Genomic DNA, 17,925 nt, shown 5'->3' with positions numbered 1-17,925 from the left:
TGTGTTTAAAATGATGCGTTAAGACCTAATAAAAAAGTACGGGTTTTAGGGTAGAAGTTATTATAATCTATACCCGGGGCAGCGCCTCCTTGATTAATCTCGGGATCAATTCCCTTATATCCGGTAATGGTAAATAAATTATTGGTTGATAAATAAACCCTAACATTACTCACATACTTTATCAGGTTTTTAAAATTGTAGCCCAAAGTTGCATTATCCAAACGCACGTAAGAACCATTTTCAATATACCGGTCTGAGTAGAATGAGTTTCTTGTATCCGTTACTTTATCGTCGGCAGCGCTGTTTAGTATGTTATTAACTGCTGCGCCAGCAGTATAAGATAAATCTGCTTTTGTAGCGTTAAATATTTTATTGCCAAAGGTTCCTCTTAAAAAGATGTTCAGTTCAAATTCTTTATATTTAAAGGTATTGCTCCAGCCCATTATTATTTTTGGCTGTGCATTGCCCAGGTAGAAATAGTCGGTTCCAATGCTCGGTGTAGTGGTTGTAGAACCGTCGCGTTTGTAAAACAGCGAGTTGCCACTAGCATCTTTACCTGCATATTTTAGCGTAAAAAACTGGCCAAGCGGATACCCAACTTTTAGAATTTGTAAAGTTGCATTGGTTTGTCCTGGTCCTTCAGGATCTGAGTAACGAACAGAATCTGCATTAGAGATAGGGCCTTGTAAGCTCGTAATTTTGTTTTTATTGTAAGCCATGTTAATGGTGCTCAACCATGAAAAGCTTTTGGTCGTAACCGGCGATACATTTAAACTTACTTCGATACCTTTATTGTTGATGCTACCACCGTTTGCCCATAATCTACCACCTGGAACAAGTGAAGAAGGCACATTATATTGGAAAAGCATGCCATTGGTATTTTTATCATATACATCTACTGTACCTGTAATTTTGTTGTTTAAAATCCCAAAATCAACACCTAGATTTTTGGTTGAGGTTCTTTCCCACTTTAAATCAGGGTTTGCGCCTTGTATTGGTGCATATGCTGCTGCCTGAACGCCATTATTGTAGTAAGTACCCGTAATGCCATAAACTAGTTGTCCATTATAGGCGCCTATACCTGCGGAGTTTCCGGTAACACCATAACTGGCACGGATTTTTAAATCGCTAACAAATGATTGCCCCTTCATAAAATCCTCTTCGATTACCCTCCATGCTAAACCAACAGATGGGAAATAACCCCATTGGTTATTCTTTCCAAATGCAGAGCTTCCATCTCGTCTGATTGAACCTTGTAAAAAGTATTTACCCTTGTAATTATAATTTAACCTGAAAAAGTCAGAGATCAGCAGAATTCTTTGATAGGTAAGGTCGTTTCCTAAATTAATGCGGTAAGAAGAAATGGCATATGGATTGCCTAACGTAAGGTTTTGAAAGCCAACGAAATCTGTTGGAAAATTTGTACTTGAAGTTTGAAAACCATCACCTGCAATATTATCCTGGTAACTGTAACCCAATACCGCATTTAAGGTATGATCGCCAATTTTCTTATCCCAGGTTAAGAATGTTTCTAATATTTTATTGGTGTTTTCAAAGTTGCTTCTTAAAGCCGAGCCATTGGTGCCAAACACATTTCCAATTAGGGTATGTGCGATGCCAATACCGGGATCGGGGTTATTGTAAAAGTTCGATGTTGGGTATTTTCCAAAATAACTGCTGTAAAATTCACCATGCGCAGCAGTAGTTTTCTGGTAAGATAAATTAATATTATACGTAAAGCCAAACGGCAATTTTACTTCCGTATTAAAACCGCCAATTAAAACGTTATATTTTGTTTCGTCCTGTGCATTATTGGCAATGGCTAACGGATTAAAATAACCTGTATTATTCAGGTTTTCGAAATAAGTTCCATCTGTATTGTAAATAGGAGAAACCGGTAGGCGTTTTGCAGCCTGTAACAATACAATATTCTGCAATGGCTCGTTAATAGATTTGCTACTCGAATTGGACAGGTTTAAGCTGAATTTTACTTTATCATCGAATGCGTACTGATCTATGTTTAACCGACCAATGATACGATTTAATGAACTTTGACTTAAAATACCTTCCTTGTTAAAGTAGTTTAAACTGGCGCTATAGTTGCTGTGATCGGTGCCTCCGCTAAATGAAAGGTTATGGTTTTGCGAATATGCAGTAGAACGCTCAATGGCTTTCATCCAATTTACATTTTCGCCTTTATCATCATTTGGCGAAAAACTCACCTTGTTAGCAGTAAGGTAAGCTCTTAATTGATCGGCATCCATTAAATCAAGCTGATTACTTACTTTTTCGGCAGCTACATAACCACTGTAGCTTAACTGTGGCTTGCCCGATTTACCACGTTTAGTTGTTACTATAATTACACCACTTGCTGCACGGTTACCATAAATAGCAGTTGCTGCGGCATCTTTTAATACATCAATTGATGCAATATCGGCTGGTGCTATCGCTGCAATATCGGCTCCAGGAATACCATCTATCACATAAAAAGGTGCTCCCGGACTATTAATGGTAGATGCACCACGTAAAATTACTGCCGCAGGTTTGTTTGGATCGCCACTGGCGCTAATATTCAGCCCCGGAACTTTACCCTGTAGCAACTGACCAACATCGGCAATAGCGCCTTTATTTAATTCTTCAGGTTTTACTGAAGTAATGGCACTTGATAAGCCCTTGCGCGAACCTTTACCATAGCCTACCACAACTACATCTGTAAGTGAGGTATTGGCTTCTTTTATGGTTACTTTATAACTCGAAGCCGTACCAATGGTAATTTCTTTCGCCTCATAGCCCATAAAAGTAAATACGAGTTTGTCGCCGTTTTTGGCAGAGATGCTAAAAGCACCCTTATCTCCGGTAACCGTTACTTTGTTGGTGCCCTTTACCAAAACTGAAGCGCCTATAACGGGCATGTTTTCGGTATCTGTTAAATTTCCGGTAATTTTTCGTTCATCCTGCGCAAAGGCGGTGTTGAACGACTGGCTGATGAGTAAAAGCAGCAAAAAGATGCTGCCATACTTTAAGCTTGTACATTTAAATCTCATGATTTTTGTAGATTTAGGTTCATAAATTGGTTGTTTTATTTGGTTATTGTTTGGAGATAGAATGTTAAAATTTAATGGTAGCTGGTAAATATTTGGCCACAAGCGCTTTGTAATAAGGCTCTAGTTCGGCCCAGCTTTTCTGATTGGGGTTTTTAGAATACAAGTCATAAGGATTAAACAGGTTTACCCATTTAAACATTTCATGGTCCTTTTCACTCATCAGGTGGTCGTATGCATTTTCCCTGTGCTGCGAATAAAAAGAATGGTAGCGGAGCATGTATAAGCCCGGCTCCGGAATATAGGGTTTCATCATGTGGTACACATATTCATCATGTCCCCACGACATGTCTACATGATCCAAACCGCAATTTTGGGTGTAAACGCCTAGTTTAGTTTGATAGATTTCGTTATTAAAATCGGGGTTTTGGCTGAAAAATTCCGGATAAACAATTTTATCTGAATAAGCACAACCCACAGGGAAGGTATCGCCCACTACGGCCCACTGTGGCTCTCCGAATAAACAAAGTACCTTACCCATATCGTGAATTAAACCTACCAACACCATCCAATCGGGGTGACCATCGTTACGGATGGCTTCTGATGTTTGCAATAAATGCTGCATTTGGTCTAAATCGGTATCAGGATCAGAATCATCCACGAGCTTATTCAAAAAATCAAACGCACTCCAGATCGGCATCTCTTGTTTGTCGAACTTTAAATAATCTGCTTTTTTCTGTTTTACGAAATCGTATGTTTGGTAAGTATGGTTTAATCGGTAAAATTCTTTTACGCTGTCCTTTTCGGTTTCATCGTAATTTCTGAACTGCTCTTCTTTTTTTTCAGCATTGATGTTTTTGGGATCAGGATAGCGGATTAAGATATCCTCTTCCCATTGATCAAGATTTTGCAACGGATTTTGATCGTCCTTCGAAGCTGCGCTTTGGTTTCTCATAAGGCTAGAAATTGACTTGGTTGAAAAATTTTCTTTGGTTTTATAGGTTAAAGTTGAGTTTTTGAAAACTTAAACTTTTATGTTTCGCCAATTTTATTTACTTAAACGATTACGTAAACCCTTGTTTCGGATTGCGAAATATGGATTAAAATGTTTAAATTTAAATGGTTTCAACTGGTTTTTGATCTAATAGATGCCCTTCTGCCTGAGTGTTTGTTAGAGAAATTAGCAAAAGAAAAAAAATAAACGTCGATATTACGATTATTTCATATTTTCGTTTGCGTCCGGATACTTTTTTATAGTCGAAAAAAAGATATCAGGTTGCTTAACCAAATAAATGTTTTGAACATCAACTTCACCTGGCCTTATCCATATAGCCAAAAAGCTGCTGTTTTTGATATAGATGCTGGTGAAGAAGAGGAAAAGTCTGGCCTGTCGCAATTCCCGGCGGTAAGCCAGGTAAACCTCAAAAAAACTAACAAACAAATTTTTAAAGACATGGCGGAAGCAGTTAATATTAAGCGGTTGGCTCAAGAGTTGAATATTTCAATAGCAACCGTTTCTAAGGCGCTCAACGACAGCTATGAAATCAGTTTAAAAACAAAGAACAGGGTATGGGCCTTAGCTAAGGAACTGAATTATACACCAAATCCGGCTGCCAGTAACCTCCGGAGCCACAAAACCAAAACTATTGCCGTAGTTATACCCTGTGTAGCCAATAATTTTTTCTCATTATCTATAAAGGGAATTGAAGAAATTGCCCGGCAGTATGGTTACCATGTGCTCATTTATCAAACACACGAAAATATAGAAACAGAAGTAGCTTTTACCAACAGTTTATTAAACGGGCGGGTAGATGGTATTCTTACTTCTGTATCGAGCAGCGAATATAATAGTGAATATTATGCCAATCTGGTTAAGAAAATCCCATTGGTGTTTTTCGATCGTGTGTATGAAAACCTGGATGCGGTTAAGGTAACTACTGATGATTATGAAATTGCTTTTCAGGCAACCGAACATTTAATTGAATGTGGCTGTACCAAAATTGCTTATTTATACGGACTCGAAAATCTTCCGGCAGGTAAAGCCAGGTTTGCGGGTTATCTCGATGCACTGAAAGCGCATGGGATAGCTGCTAAGGAGCAGCTTGGTGTAAAATATCAGGATGATGAAGAACTCAACTTGCAAAACATAAAGGCATTGCTTGGAAAGTATAAACCGGATGCACTTTTTTCTTCTATCGAAGAATTTATTATTCCTGCTTATTGTGCCTGCAAGGAATTGAATTTAAAAATTCCGGATGATGTTAAAATACTCAGTTTTTCTAACCTGAGTACAGCAAAACTTTTGAACCCTTCACTTACTACAATCTCACAGCCGGCCTTCGAAATTGGGCGTGAAGCAGCGAAATGCCTCTTCAAAATCCTTAACAACAAACAACTTGATGATGAGCAGAATATTGTACTGAAATCAGTATTGATTAAGCGAGAATCAACAAGTTGCTAGCGGATGCAAATTTTGGAATGCTGTTGCAACCCGAAAACGTTTACGTAATTAAATAATCGAATTAAACCTTCAACATTGGGATTTTTTCTGACTTTTAAAAAAACCAAATATTAAAAATCTCTATGAACCATCTGTCAGCATTCGATTATGCCGTTTTTTTGATGTATTTTATTATTGTTTCGGCATATGGCTATTGGGTTTATCGGAGCAAGAAAAAGAAACGTACCGATACCAAGGATTATTTTCTGGCAGAAGGCTCGCTCACCTGGTGGGCAATTGGTGCATCTATCATTGCTTCTAATATTTCTGCCGAACATTTTATTGGTATGTCGGGTTCGGGTTTTGCCATGGGTCTTGCCATTGCCAGTTACGAATGGATGGCTGCCGCAACGCTAATTATTGTGGCCATATTCTTTCTGCCCATTTACATTAAGAACAAAATTTACACCATGCCACAGTTTCTATCTAACCGTTATAATAATACGGTAAGTACACTAATGGCTGTTTTTTGGTTACTTGTTTATGTATTTGTAAACTTAACTTCTATTTTCTTTCTTGGTGCCATTGCTATTGAAACGATTACGGGCATTCCTTTTAATATATGTATCATTTTTCTGGCCATTTTTTCTGCCATTATCACCCTGGGCGGAATGAAGGTAATAGGTTATACCGATGTAATACAGGTTTTTGTTTTAGTGGCAGGGGGCCTGATTACCTGTTATATGGCACTTAAACTTGTGTCCGAAAAATTAGATGCACCCAGTGTTTTGGCCTCGCTTCCTTTACTGCGCAGCGAAGCATCTGATCATTTTCATATGATATTTTCGAAAGGAGATAAATTTTATCATGAACTGCCCGGTATTGCAGTACTGGTAGGTGGTTTGTGGATCAATAATTTAAATTATTGGGGCTGTAATCAGTATATTGTTCAAAGGGCTTTGGGGGCCGATTTAAAAACCGGGCGTAACGGATTAATATTTGCCGCGTTTTTGAAATTACTCATTCCGGTAATTGTTGTTATTCCGGGTATTGCGGCCTATGTACTTTATCAACGCGGTTATTTCCATTCCGAAATGCTCGATGCAGCCGGAACAGTTAAACCCGATCATGCTTATCCGGTACTAATGAATTTATTGCCCGCAGGAATAAAAGGACTGGCTTTTGCTGCGCTCACTGCTGCTATTGTAGCCTCCCTCGCCGGGAAATGTAATAGCATAGCCACCATTTTTACGCTTGATATTTACAAAAAGTTTATCAAACCCGAAGCTTCAGAAACAAGACTGGTTTCGGTTGGTCGCTGGTCTGTAGTTATTGCATCTTTAATTGCTATCGTTATTGCTCCTGCATTGCGGAGTTTCGATCAGGTTTATCAGTTTATTCAGGAATATGTTGGCTTTATTTCGCCGGGTGTTTTTGCTATCTTTTTACTGGGCTTTTTCTGGAAGAAAACCACTTCGCGTGCAGCACTTACCGCTTCTTTATTAACCATTCCGTTATCTACTTTTTTTAAATTCCTGCCTGCTATAACCAGCGGAGCTATCGAACCGATTCCTTTCTTAAACAGAATGTCGTGGGTATTTCTGATTATAATTGGTTTAATGGTTCTGGTAACGTTAACCGATCCGAAAAGTAAAGATAACCCGCAGGGACTTGAAATTGACAGCAGCATGTTTAAGGTTACTCCGGCATTTACCATTGCCTCGGTTATTATCTGTGGTATTCTTGCAGCACTTTATATCGTTTTTTGGTAAACGAATCTTTGCCTAAAATGACCTGATGTATTTATTCCTAACGAATTGAAAATGAAGACCAAAATCTTACTCTTTTTTGCACTGCTGATTTCTTTCGGCGCGCTGGCTCAAAATAAGTTATATAATATTAAAAACTATGGTGCGGTTGGCGATGGCAAAACCAATGATGCCATTCCGATCCAAAAAGCAATTGATGCCTGCTCAAAGGCTGGTGGCGGACAGGTCATTATACCCGCCGGACACATATTTTTAGCCGGTCCTTTTAACTTAAAATCGTTCGTTAATTTAAGGGTGGAAGGTGGCGCTAAACTCCTGGCCAGTCCTGATGAAAAACTGTATACTCAAAGTGCCTTTAGAGAAAATAAAGGCGAAGGTACCATCTGGATTGGCGGAGAAAAGCTTGAACAGGTAAGCATTAGCGGAACAGGTGTGATTGATGGGAATGGGATTTCATTTATGGGGGAGGAGCTTAGCGATTCATATGTATTAAAACCTTTTAATATTGTAGATCCGCGACCGCATTTGCTTACTTTGATTGGTTGTAATAAACTGAATATAGATGGGGTAACTTTTCAGAACTCAGCTTACTGGACGGTTCATTTAGTGGGCTGTAATGATGTATCGATATCGAATATAACCTTACTGAACAGTATAAAGATCCGTAATAGTGATGGCATTGATCTGGACCATAGTAAAAATGTGAGAATTACCAATTGTTTTATCGAATCGGGTGATGACTGTATTTGCTTAAAAAACAGGCGGGAGTTTGAAGAATATGGTGCCTGCGAAAACATTGTGATCAGTAACTGTACCATGACTTCCAGCTCTTGCGCCATCAAAATAGGCTCTGAAAATATGGACCGGATTAGTAATGTACTCATCAATAATTGTAATATCAGGAAAAGCAACCGAGGCATTGGTATTCAAAACCGTGATGAGGGTACGGTAAACAATGTAATTTTCTCCAACCTGTTTATTGAATCGAAACTTTTTTCAGATGTATGGTGGGGCAAGGCAGAGCCGATTTATATTACTGCTTACCCAAGAGCAACCAGCAACAATAAAGACGCAGGCTGGCGTTTACCGAAAGGACAAACCAAGGGCAAGGTTGGGGCAGTTAAAAATATTTATTTCAGTAATATCCGATGTACCGGAGAAAGTGGCGTGTACATCAGCGGCGAGAGTCCCGATAAAATTTCAGAGATCTATTTTGATCAGGTTAGTGTTTATCTCGATAAAACAACAAAAGAAGAAGGTGGCGTATACGACCGTAGACCAAGCAATGTAGAAGGGCTTGTTAAAAGTGCAATTGCAGGGTTCTATTTTGAAAATACGGGATACATCAGCCTGCTTAACAGCAATGTGGTGTGGGGTGCAAATAAACCTGGGTATGCAGGAAAAGCACTGGAGCAAAAGAATGTTGGTAACCTTAAATCGGTTAACTTTAGCGAAACTACAATAGAGAAGTAAAGAATTTAAACGGTCAGGCTGTACGTTCATGAGCCAGGCCTTGCTACGCGCTAACGTGTTGTTAATTGACTTTCCTACTTAAACGTTTACGCAAATAAATACACCTGAATCCAGTTAAAGGCCTGCTTTTTTTAACAACTTCGCTATACCATAACTGATATAAAGGGCAATAACCCAGATCATAATAGCAGTGGTGAGAGGAAAGAAATATATGTTAAAAACGATAAACGTATTGGTTGATCTACCCGATTTTGGTATTATAGAATTACCCTTGGTTTATAAAATGGAAGAGGAAAAGCCAGGCGTTTATTTGGTAAGCTGTAAGATAACGTTGAGTGCTGAAAAACTTCCTGAATGGCTCTTAACAACCGCTTTTAATATTGTTTATACCCAGGTCAGGGATGAAAACGCAAACATTGTTTCGGTAAGCACCGATAATGGAACTACAAATCGTTATCACGAAATAATGCTGAGCATTGTGTCATCATATATTAAACTCAAAGAAGATGGTATTGGTTTAAACCTGCCTCAAATGAAGACGACAAATGTAATTACTTAATTTATTGAAATTCAGCTTGCTGTCTGGTGTTCTTGGCCGCAATTTCAGTCAATGCAACAACGATTTCGTTAATGGTTTTAATACTGAAAACATGCCTGCCTGTTAACCATCTTTTGATTTCATCAGGATTAATATCCAATATAGAAGCAAGATCGTTTTCTGTCGAACCCTTTTCTGCAAGTACTGCTGTAGTTTTATTGGCAACTTCGAGGTTTAACTGCGCTAGTCTCTCAATTGCAGGATTCCCGGTTTCTTCCAGCCAAATAGAAACAAAATCGTTTTCTTCCATTTTATTCTTTTTTACCTTTTAGAACAACATGTGCTTTAACCATTCATTGTTCGTTGGGCGGCAAATTTAGTGATTATGCCCATTATTGCAAACCAGAATTAAAAGAAAGATAATAACCCTATTATTAAGGGTGGCTGTATACTTAATATAATTGGATGATTGTACTTATCTTAGCTTGATGCGGGCGAAATTTAATCTTAAAATAGCCAAAGACCTTCTTTTCAATTATTCATTTAACCTTATTCATATTCTAAAGTTCATATTAAATCAATTTATAAATGGCATCAGACCAGAAATTCGTAGACTTTATCATCGATCAGATTGATTATTCAGGGCAGGTTACCTATAAAAAGATGTTTGGTGAATACGGCTTGTATTTTGAGGATAAGTTGTTTGCCCTTGTGTGCGATAATAAACTTTTTATTAAGCCTACTTTATCTGGAAGAGCGTACATAAAAGATGTTGTGGAGGCATCTCCTTATCCAGGCGCAAAAAATCAGTTTCTAATTGAAGAACAATTGGAAGATCGCGAGTGGCTAAAAAAACTCGTAAGCATAACTGTAGCCGAACTGCCTGAACCCAAACCCAAGAAAAAGAAATAAGGACAGGGTTTAGCTTATTCTTGATAGATGAATGACCAAATTTTGCTAAGAAATATTTATATGCTATGGTTAGCTGTTCTGGTGGTGCTTAATTTTGTAACAAGCTTGTTTTATTACCCTGAATTAAGGGATGCTGTGTTAGTGTAACATGGCTATGGTACATATTTTAGCTATATTGGAGCTATGAAAAAATTAGCCTTGTTTCTAATATTATCACTTTTACTTCGGCCTTTATTTGCGCAGCAAACGCAAAAGCCGATGCTCTATGGCAACAGTTGGATGGCCATTACCGGAAAGCCGATGGCAGCAACAGCTGGGTCGATGATCTTTCAGCAGGGTGGAAATGCGGTTGATGCGGCATGTGCCATGTTGGCTGCCACCTGCACCATGTGGGATACCCTGAGCTGGGGAGGCGAAACGCAGGCGCTGATCTATAACCCGAATACAAAAAAGGTGATTGCCATTAATGCGATGGGTGTTGCCCCAACAGGAGCAACCGTAGCTTTTTTTAAAGCTAAAGGTTATAACTTTCCACCAGAATATGGCCCTTTGGCCGCAACTACACCAGGTACACCCGGCGGACTGATCTACATGCTAAGTAAATACGGCAGCATGAGCCTGGGGCAGGTTCTGGCACCTGCCATGCATATGGCTGCAGGTTATGCCATAGAAGCACAGGCGGCGAACAGTATGGAGCGCGATAAAGAATTGATTAAAACCTGGCCTTACAGTAAAAAAGTGCTGTTGCCACATTTGGGCGAAAAACGTGAAGCACCGGAAGCAGGCGAGGTTTTTATTCAAAAAGATTTGTTGGCCACCCTAACCAAAATGGTTGAAGCAGAACAAGCGGCACTGAAGAAAGGCAGTTCCAGACAAGAGGCCTTAATGGCCGCTTATGATCGTTTTTATAAAGGAGATATCGGGCAAGAATTTGTTCGCGGAAGTAAAGAACAAGGAGGTTTAATTACCATGGATGACCTTGCTAAATGGAAACCAGTTGAAGAAGAAGCACTAAGCACCGATTATAAAGGCATTAAAGTGTATAAATTAAAACAGTGGACACAGGGACCGGTTTTACTGCAAGCTTTGAATATATTAGAGAATTTTGATCTCAAAGCAATGGGCTACAATAGCTCAAAATATATTCATACGGTTTACCAGGCAATGAACCTGTCTTTTGCTGACCGTGATTTTTATTATGGTGATCCAAACCAGAACCCTGCTGAACCGATGACCGGCCTTTTAAGTAAAGATTATGCAAAACAACGGGCCTCACTTATCCAGGCTGATAAAAATGATGCAAACATAGGCCCTGGCGATCCTTACCCATATGAGGGTAAGAAAAATCCTTATTTAAATCTGTTAAAAAGCAGAGGCCTTAATCCCGATACAGCCAAAAGGAACTTTGCGCCGAAACACGACTTGGGTAACCATACGCCAAAAGAAGTTTATGAAGACCGTTTATGGCGCGGAACAACGTCCATAGAAGCTGCAGACAAAGCAGGTTGGGTGGTATCAGTTACCCCAAGCGGAGGCTGGCTTCCGGCCTGTATTGCTGGTAATACCGGTATTGGAATGAGTCAGCGCATGCAAAGCTTTGTGCTCGATTCTGCCTTAAACCCCTTCAATGTTGTTGCACCTGGTAAACGACCAAGAGTAACCTTGTCGCCCTCAATGTTTATCAAAGATGGTAAACCTTTTGTATCGGCTGCAGTTCAGGGCGGAGATACCCAGGATCAGAACTTGCTGCAGTTCTTTTTAAACATGGCAGAGTTTGGTATGAATGTTCAAAAAGCTACCGAAGCAGCTAACTTTAACACTAACCAACTTTGGCTTTCTCTCGGAGGTGCTAAGACGAGCGACAGGGCACCAAAGCCAGGTCAGATCTTGTTAAATACCAATACCAAAGAGGAGGTGCGTACTGAACTGAAAAAAATGGGTTATACACTCAGTTTTTCAGAACGGACCAGTGGGCCTATCAATGCCATTTATTTTGATTGGAAGCACAATAGTTTGCAAGGCGGATCGAGTAACCATGGTGAAGATTATGGTATTGCATGGTAAGGTATTGATCTGATAAACGACCTGTGCCGCATCTTGTTATTAATATCTAAAAATAACACTTTGGTCTTCGGCTCTTTTTGGTTTCTATGTAATAGCCGACTGAAATTTCATGCGAGCCATAGTCATAATTGCTCAGTTTATTGAGGCTGTAATCATAGCCATAACCAATGCGCAGATTAGATCTTATAAATAATTCGCTGATGAAACCAACTGCAGCTCTGCTGGTTAATCCACGTTGCAGGTTCTCTTTAGGGTAGATTTTTACCGAAGTGCGATAAACAGCGCCAAGCCAGAAACGTTCTTTTACGAGTAAAAAGGCATTTAAATCTAATGAAGTTGGTCCATGTAAATCATCTTTAATTAAAAAGGTTGGTTTAAAAACAAAATCATCATTTACGGGTAAGGCTACTCCTGCGCTTAAGTAAAAATGCGGCTGAATCTTTACGTTAAGTGAATTGTAATCGCCAAATACCGATAAAGTTTTTGATAAGAGGTTATTTGCCGAAAAACCTATAAAAAACTTCTCATTTGAATAATGAATACCAGCTCTTATATCAGGCACGATCTGGCTTATTGATCCCGTTGGGATCCGGTTATCGCCCTGTTCAATGGGATCTAACATACTGCCGTTTAAGGAGGCTTGTATTACACCTACCCCTAAACCGAAAGCTAGGATATTGGTTTCTGTACGATCGAGTTTTATTCTGTAAGCAAAGTTTGCAGATGCATTTAAAGTGTTTTGTGCGCCTATTTTATCCTTGGTTACAATCATCCCAATGCCAAGACTTTCATCATTTACAGCTTCATCTGCAGATATAGAAAGCGTTTGTGGTGCGCCCCGAATACCAGTCCATTGTGCTCTGGCAAAAGCCTGAAGGTAAAGCTCTTCCTTATAACCCGCATATGCAGGATTAATGTACATACCATTAAAAACATATTGCCCAAACTGAGCATCTTGTTGCGCAAAAACCTTAACTGATGATATAATGATGATCAAAACAAAAAATATTCTTTTCAAAATTTTCATGTCTGTGTATTTTGTTTTATTTAGCGGATTACGGTTACATAACCTTTATAATCTTGCCCGGCCGAAGTTCCGTTTTTAACTTTAACTACATAAAAGTAGGTTCCATCAGCCAGTCCCGGGGCCGTCCAGTCGTTCTGATAGTGATCGGATTGATAAACCGTACTTCCCCAGCGATTTATGATCGTTACCTCGTTCGATTCAAAAGATTCCAGGTGTTCAATATAAAAAGTGTCGTTCTTGCCGTCCCCATTGGGCGTGAACACATTTGGTATCCTTAAACCTGAAATCTCTTTTTTATCTGTTGATGTATTGTTGGCCAGATTGGGATCAAACTCTGTGGCTGATACAGTTGCAGTATTGCTCACCATGCCAGGTTGTTTAGATTTTACTTTGATAACCAATTCTGCAAATTTACTATTGGCCAGTAAAGGAATGTTCCAGTTAATGGTTCGGTTTATCTGATCATAGGTAGCTACTCCATCTGTTGGTTCAGTCAGGCTTTCTAAAGACAGGTTATCTGGAAGTGCATCTTTAATCACAAGTTGAGTGGCATCATCTGTGCCATTATTTCTAACGTTTAGATAATACTCAAAAACCTGATCGCCGACCACAATCTTTGATTCTGAACGCTTGGTTATGGCTACATCTGCAATAAGCTGTGGCAGTACAATAACCTCTATTTCATCTGAGATATCGGATATACAACCAAATTCATTTGCAGTAGCCACTTTATAAATGCCGGCCGTTGCAGTGATAAGTGTTGACTTATTTTGCCCCATTACCAACGCATCATCCTTATACCATATATACGATGCTGCCCCGATCGAATTTGCACGCAAAACCACCGACGATCCTTCTCTGATCGTAATGGTTTGCCGTCCGACGGGCACAATATGACCTATTGCTGTTTGAATAAAAAACAACACCAAAGCCAATGGCAGGAAGGAGTATATCCTTAGCCTCATTTATACAACAATCTTCAGAAAAACGAAACTTTAGCCTAGAAAGTAACTGCTGTTGCCGTACCGGTGATGGTTCCTGGAGTAATGGTTGGTTTAACAGGTTTAGCCGTTACCGTAACATCATGATCTGCCCACTGCGGACAATATTTATTGCCATTAATTACATAACCTACTTTTAACCTATGCGTTTTTGTTCCAACAGTAGCTGGTGCCGATGGCGTATAATCTTTTGTTGTAGCTCCCGATATTGCCGTTTCTACTGCTCCAGTTACAGTATACCATTGATATGCCAATGATGTAATCGTTGGATCTTCGGGATTGGTAACTGAGCCAACCTGGGCCAAAGGACTTTCAAGACAGAAGTTAGCCGGTGTAAACTCAACCACCAAAGGTTTAAGCACATATACCGGAATTTCCTGTAATTCAGATTCGCAGGATCCTGGTGTTGTTGATTTAGAACTTAAATAATAATAGCCAGTGTTTAAATCGGCAGCCGGGATTTTTCCCGAAACCAGGGTAATGCCTGTACTTGGCGTAGCGGTTTGCGTTGCACTATACTTAACAATCCAATCTTCTCCGGATGGCGCCGGAGGTAAGGTAAGATCTGATCCTTTACAGAATAAACTTACTCCACTTGTGGTTGGGAGTACCTGGGCCGATACGTTTGAAAATGTACAGATTAATAGAACTGTAATTGTTAAAATTGCTTTTGTAATTGAATTGTTCATGGGGACGGATTTTTTAGTTTGTTTGTTTAATATTGAGATGTAGTTGGTATCAGCACATGCGGTGCTGATGGTTTTGGATTTATTTTAATGTTAAAATTAATTTGAGTAGTACAGCCAGCTGCATTTTTAATGGTTAATACGCCTGAATGTATACCCAATGCAGCATCGACAGGTACATTAAAAGGAATGTTTCCTGCAGGCAAAAGTTGGTTGGTAATCGGGTTAAAACCTGGTGTATTCAAGATAATGCTATAGGTTGCCGGGTTGTTTAAAGCGTTGGTGTAAGTGAGAGATGAAGTGGTAAAACCCTGGCATATTTCTGGATCATCCCCCAGGGTTAAATCGGGGAGGGCGCTTACCGTTACAGGGAAATCTGTTTTTTTCTCATCACAACCCTTTGCGGTAGCTGTTATGGTTGCGGTGCCTGTAAATGTATTATTCCAGGTTACTTTACCACTGGTTGCATCAATAATACCTGCCGCTAAGGGTAATATGGAATAGACTATGCTCGTGGCATTTGTTGCTGCTGCAACGTAGGTATCAGTTCCGGTACCAGTACAGCGTTTATCGGTTAATCCGCTATTAAAAACAGGCTTGCTTACATTTCCGTTTACGGTTATCGTACCTGTTATGGTTAATGCGTTACCTGCAGTTCCCGTTACAGTATATATTTTTGCTGGCCCTGGTGTAGTTGGTGTACCGCTAATCGTTAACTTCTTTGTTCCACTATCATATACGCCAATTATTCCATCAGGTAATCCTGTAACCGTAACATTAGTTGTACCTGGTGGAATATTGAAAATAATGCTGTTCATGGCGGTGCCTACGCACACATCTCTATCGCCAGAGCCAGTAGTGGTTGTAGCCGAACTCTGATCGTTATTGCTTACCTGATCGGGCTGCGAACCAGTAATGGTAGCGGTGTTTATGTTTACTCCTGTTTTTACCACTTTTGCGGTAATTTTTAAGCTAATACTGGCATTACTGGCTAAATCGCCAATAGTCCATATACCTGAAATAGGATCGTAACTTGTACCTGACGGCGCTACGCTCGATACGTACGTAAAGCCAGCAGGAAGCAGATCGGTAACCGATACCCCAACAGCATTGCCATTGCCTAAATTTTCGGCTTTAAGGGTAAATACCACATTGCTGTTTAACTCGGGGTAAGCTACATCAACCGTTTTAGTGATAGAACGGTCGATATTACAAAGCGAGACGTTTATGGGTAAAGAAGGAGCACTTAGACCGCAATCTAAACTATAACTAACCGAATAATTACCAGAAGCACTAGCTACATAAGTATTGGTGTTTGCACCGCTGATTGGATTTCCGTTAAGGTACCACTGGTAGTTGGAAGCATTTGGGTTTGCAGTAAGCGTTGCCGAAGCACAATTGTTTTGCGATACGAGTGGCTGATCTCCCTTTTCAGGGAAACGTGAAATAAAGTTCGACATCGAGAATCCACCACCTTGTTGCACCATTGAAACCGTAAGCCGATCGGTACTGGTAATGGTGATGGCTTTGGGTGAACCAATGTCGGCTTTTGTAAAACTGATTAAATATAGTCCAGAGGTTCCCATTGGTTTGCGGATACCAATACCTGCTATTGCTTCAATATCATTATTTGTATAAGGGGGGGAGCCAAATTGAGTTGTTAATAAAATTTTAGCACTACTTTTTGTAATGATATAACCAAAATAAGATAAATCAGTATTGTTATAAGCTGTGAATTTGCTGGTTTCCACTTTTCTGGATCCCGAACAACTGGATATGGGTACTAAAGTCGCAACATCAGCCTCGCAACCGCCCCCGCCTGAAATACCAGCTGTACCTGAAAACACCTCTACATTTTTACTCGCTTCAATTCTTGATGAAGAATACCTTCCGGTATTAATGCCAGGTGGATTTGCCGCGCTATAAGTTCCGGAAACAAAACCATGTTCGAAAGTTTTAAAATCGCCGGCTTGAGCCAGTGTAAAGGTAGTTGTGGTTTTTTGGGCACCGTTCAGGTCAAAGCTGGTAACGGTAACCACAGTGTTTGCTTCAGTTGCAATTACCGTTGTTTGCTCTGCAATCTTATTACCTTCACCTCTAACCACCACATACTCTTGGCCTAATGACGCTATTGGTGGAATCGGATTATAAGCACCGTCTCCACAGCCTCCTGGAGCATCCAGGTCTGCTGCGGTATTCATTACAGCCGATCCTGACGATTCTACTAGTGTTCCCATCGGTGCATTGAAAAGATAACTCTGTCCGGCATTTAATGTAGCCGTAGCCACCCCCGCAATTTTAATAATGGTGTTGTTCTCGGTGGCCATAATGCTATAGATCGGTGGATGTGCATTACTTGCAAGATTACCATCCCGATAGTAACCTACACGAAAAGATGTTCCAATTGCAGCATCACCAAAGCTAAAAAGAGAAGCATTACCCTTAATATTTGCATCAGTACCATCAGTTCCTAGATCATCAGAAGCAACATTTCTTAAATTCACTGAAATAGATCCGGTGGCTTCTATAATTAATCCGGCTCCAGTTAGTACTGTATTTAGAGGATGCGCAGGTACGTCCTTAGGTAATCCAGTAAAGCGTTGTACGTAAGGCGTACCTTGCACGCAGGTAAAATTAAATAATAGTGTACCATCACTTTTCTTTATCGTTCCGGTAACGGTTCCAATATCTGATGTAATAACAATTTCGTTGGCTTTACTCCAATATTGCCATGGGGCAGGGGCAATATAATGTTTAGAGTAACTTATTGCGTATAAGCGCTTTGCGGTATGTGTATTCGGTTTTAAAGAAAAAGGATAAGATAAATTGTTAAAGTTAGCGTTTGTTGTAGTTTTAATTTCATGGCGTGCAAATGCAATATTTGCTGAACAGAGCAATATTAATCCCAGTAACCCGTTAAATAAAAACAGCAGAGAAGCCTTAATCATAAATAACCTGTTGGAACCCGTATGTG

13 protein-coding genes are annotated in these 17,925 nt (G+C 39.8%); 6 read left to right on the top strand and 7 right to left on the bottom strand.

Features of this window, described 5'->3' with window-relative positions:
• Nucleotides 1-5 precede the first annotated feature (5 nt).
• Nucleotides 6-3,044, bottom strand: coding sequence for a SusC/RagA family TonB-linked outer membrane protein (locus tag QF042_RS15795; RefSeq protein ID WP_307530054.1), 3,039 nt, complete (start codon nt 3,042-3,044; stop codon nt 6-8).
• A 64-nt stretch (nt 3,045-3,108) separates the two neighbouring features.
• Nucleotides 3,109-3,996: an inositol oxygenase family protein gene (locus tag QF042_RS15790; protein ID WP_307530052.1), complete on the bottom strand. Its 888-nt coding sequence runs from the start codon at nt 3,994-3,996 to the stop codon at nt 3,109-3,111.
• Nucleotides 3,997-4,338: 342 nt separating this feature from the next.
• On the opposite strand from QF042_RS15790, the gene QF042_RS15785 reads away from it, so the two are divergent.
• From QF042_RS15785 to QF042_RS15770, 4 genes are all read left to right on the top strand, one after another.
• The gene (locus QF042_RS15785; RefSeq protein ID WP_307530050.1) at nt 4,339-5,502 is read left to right on the top strand and encodes a LacI family DNA-binding transcriptional regulator; all 1,164 of its coding nucleotides are present in this window, start codon (nt 4,339-4,341) and stop codon (nt 5,500-5,502) included.
• 122 nt (nt 5,503-5,624) lie between these two features.
• Complete coding sequence (locus tag QF042_RS15780; protein ID WP_307530048.1) at nt 5,625-7,253, top strand: sodium/sugar symporter; 1,629 nt, start codon at nt 5,625-5,627, stop codon at nt 7,251-7,253.
• A 51-nt stretch (nt 7,254-7,304) separates the two neighbouring features.
• Nucleotides 7,305-8,723 carry a glycoside hydrolase family 28 protein gene (locus QF042_RS15775; protein WP_307530046.1) on the top strand — a complete coding sequence of 473 codons (1,419 nt, stop codon included), beginning with the start codon at nt 7,305-7,307 and terminating at the stop codon, nt 8,721-8,723.
• A 211-nt stretch (nt 8,724-8,934) separates the two neighbouring features.
• Nucleotides 8,935-9,282: a hypothetical protein gene (locus tag QF042_RS15770; protein WP_307530044.1), complete on the top strand. Its 348-nt coding sequence runs from the start codon at nt 8,935-8,937 to the stop codon at nt 9,280-9,282.
• A 1-nt stretch (nt 9,283) separates the two neighbouring features.
• On the opposite strand, the gene QF042_RS15765 is transcribed toward QF042_RS15770, so the two are convergent.
• Nucleotides 9,284-9,571 carry a hypothetical protein gene (locus tag QF042_RS15765; protein WP_307530041.1) on the bottom strand — a complete coding sequence of 96 codons (288 nt, stop codon included), beginning with the start codon at nt 9,569-9,571 and terminating at the stop codon, nt 9,284-9,286.
• A 278-nt stretch (nt 9,572-9,849) separates the two neighbouring features.
• Between QF042_RS15765 and QF042_RS15760 the strand changes: the two genes are divergently transcribed.
• A complete protein-coding gene (locus QF042_RS15760; RefSeq protein WP_307530039.1) occupies nt 9,850-10,173 on the top strand; it encodes a TfoX/Sxy family protein in 324 nt (107 codons plus the stop codon).
• 183 nt (nt 10,174-10,356) lie between these two features.
• Nucleotides 10,357-12,237, top strand: a complete 1,881-nt coding sequence (locus QF042_RS15755) for a gamma-glutamyltransferase family protein (RefSeq protein WP_307530037.1) — start codon at nt 10,357-10,359, stop codon at nt 12,235-12,237.
• Between the two features lie 46 nt (nt 12,238-12,283).
• Here the strand turns inward: QF042_RS15755 and QF042_RS15750 are convergent, their stop codons facing one another.
• Genes QF042_RS15750 through QF042_RS15735 form a run of 4 tightly spaced genes read right to left on the bottom strand, consistent with a single transcriptional unit; the run spans nt 12,284 to nt 17,899 of the window.
• Nucleotides 12,284-13,264, bottom strand: a complete 981-nt coding sequence (locus tag QF042_RS15750; RefSeq protein ID WP_307530035.1) for a type IX secretion system membrane protein PorP/SprF — start codon at nt 13,262-13,264, stop codon at nt 12,284-12,286.
• 20 nt (nt 13,265-13,284) lie between these two features.
• Entirely contained in the window at nt 13,285-14,229 is a 945-nt protein-coding gene (locus QF042_RS15745; RefSeq protein WP_307530033.1) for a gliding motility-associated C-terminal domain-containing protein, read from the bottom strand.
• A 35-nt stretch (nt 14,230-14,264) separates the two neighbouring features.
• On the bottom strand, nt 14,265-14,954 hold the full coding sequence (locus QF042_RS15740) for a hypothetical protein (RefSeq protein ID WP_307530031.1): 690 nt from the start codon (nt 14,952-14,954) through the stop codon (nt 14,265-14,267).
• Nucleotides 14,955-14,980: 26 nt separating this feature from the next.
• The gene (locus QF042_RS15735; RefSeq protein WP_307530029.1) at nt 14,981-17,899 is read right to left on the bottom strand and encodes a hypothetical protein; all 2,919 of its coding nucleotides are present in this window, start codon (nt 17,897-17,899) and stop codon (nt 14,981-14,983) included.
• Nucleotides 17,900-17,925 lie beyond the last annotated feature (26 nt).

The organism is Pedobacter sp. W3I1, assembly GCF_030816015.1.
Classification (GTDB): domain Bacteria; phylum Bacteroidota; class Bacteroidia; order Sphingobacteriales; family Sphingobacteriaceae; genus Pedobacter.
The sequence above is the reverse complement of the archived record's forward strand: the minus strand, read 5'-3'. Positions and strand labels throughout refer to the sequence as shown.

Excerpts from the sequence above, each read along its gene's own strand:
- QF042_RS15795 (WP_307530054.1), bottom strand. The coding sequence starts at position 3,044 with ATGAGATTTAAATGTACAAGCTTAAAGTATGGCAGCATCTTTTTGCTG.
- QF042_RS15790 (WP_307530052.1), bottom strand. The coding sequence starts at position 3,996 with ATGAGAAACCAAAGCGCAGCTTCGAAGGACGATCAAAATCCGTTGCAA.
- QF042_RS15780 (WP_307530048.1), top strand. The coding sequence starts at position 5,625 with ATGAACCATCTGTCAGCATTCGATTATGCCGTTTTTTTGATGTATTTT.
- QF042_RS15775 (WP_307530046.1), top strand. The coding sequence starts at position 7,305 with ATGAAGACCAAAATCTTACTCTTTTTTGCACTGCTGATTTCTTTCGGC.
- QF042_RS15770 (WP_307530044.1), top strand. The coding sequence starts at position 8,935 with ATGTTAAAAACGATAAACGTATTGGTTGATCTACCCGATTTTGGTATT.
- QF042_RS15765 (WP_307530041.1), bottom strand. The coding sequence starts at position 9,571 with ATGGAAGAAAACGATTTTGTTTCTATTTGGCTGGAAGAAACCGGGAAT.
- QF042_RS15760 (WP_307530039.1), top strand. The coding sequence starts at position 9,850 with ATGGCATCAGACCAGAAATTCGTAGACTTTATCATCGATCAGATTGAT.
- QF042_RS15755 (WP_307530037.1), top strand. The coding sequence starts at position 10,357 with ATGAAAAAATTAGCCTTGTTTCTAATATTATCACTTTTACTTCGGCCT.
- QF042_RS15750 (WP_307530035.1), bottom strand. The coding sequence starts at position 13,264 with ATGAAAATTTTGAAAAGAATATTTTTTGTTTTGATCATCATTATATCA.
- QF042_RS15745 (WP_307530033.1), bottom strand. The coding sequence starts at position 14,229 with ATGAGGCTAAGGATATACTCCTTCCTGCCATTGGCTTTGGTGTTGTTT.
- QF042_RS15740 (WP_307530031.1), bottom strand. The coding sequence starts at position 14,954 with ATGAACAATTCAATTACAAAAGCAATTTTAACAATTACAGTTCTATTA.
- QF042_RS15735 (WP_307530029.1), bottom strand. The coding sequence starts at position 17,899 with ATGATTAAGGCTTCTCTGCTGTTTTTATTTAACGGGTTACTGGGATTA.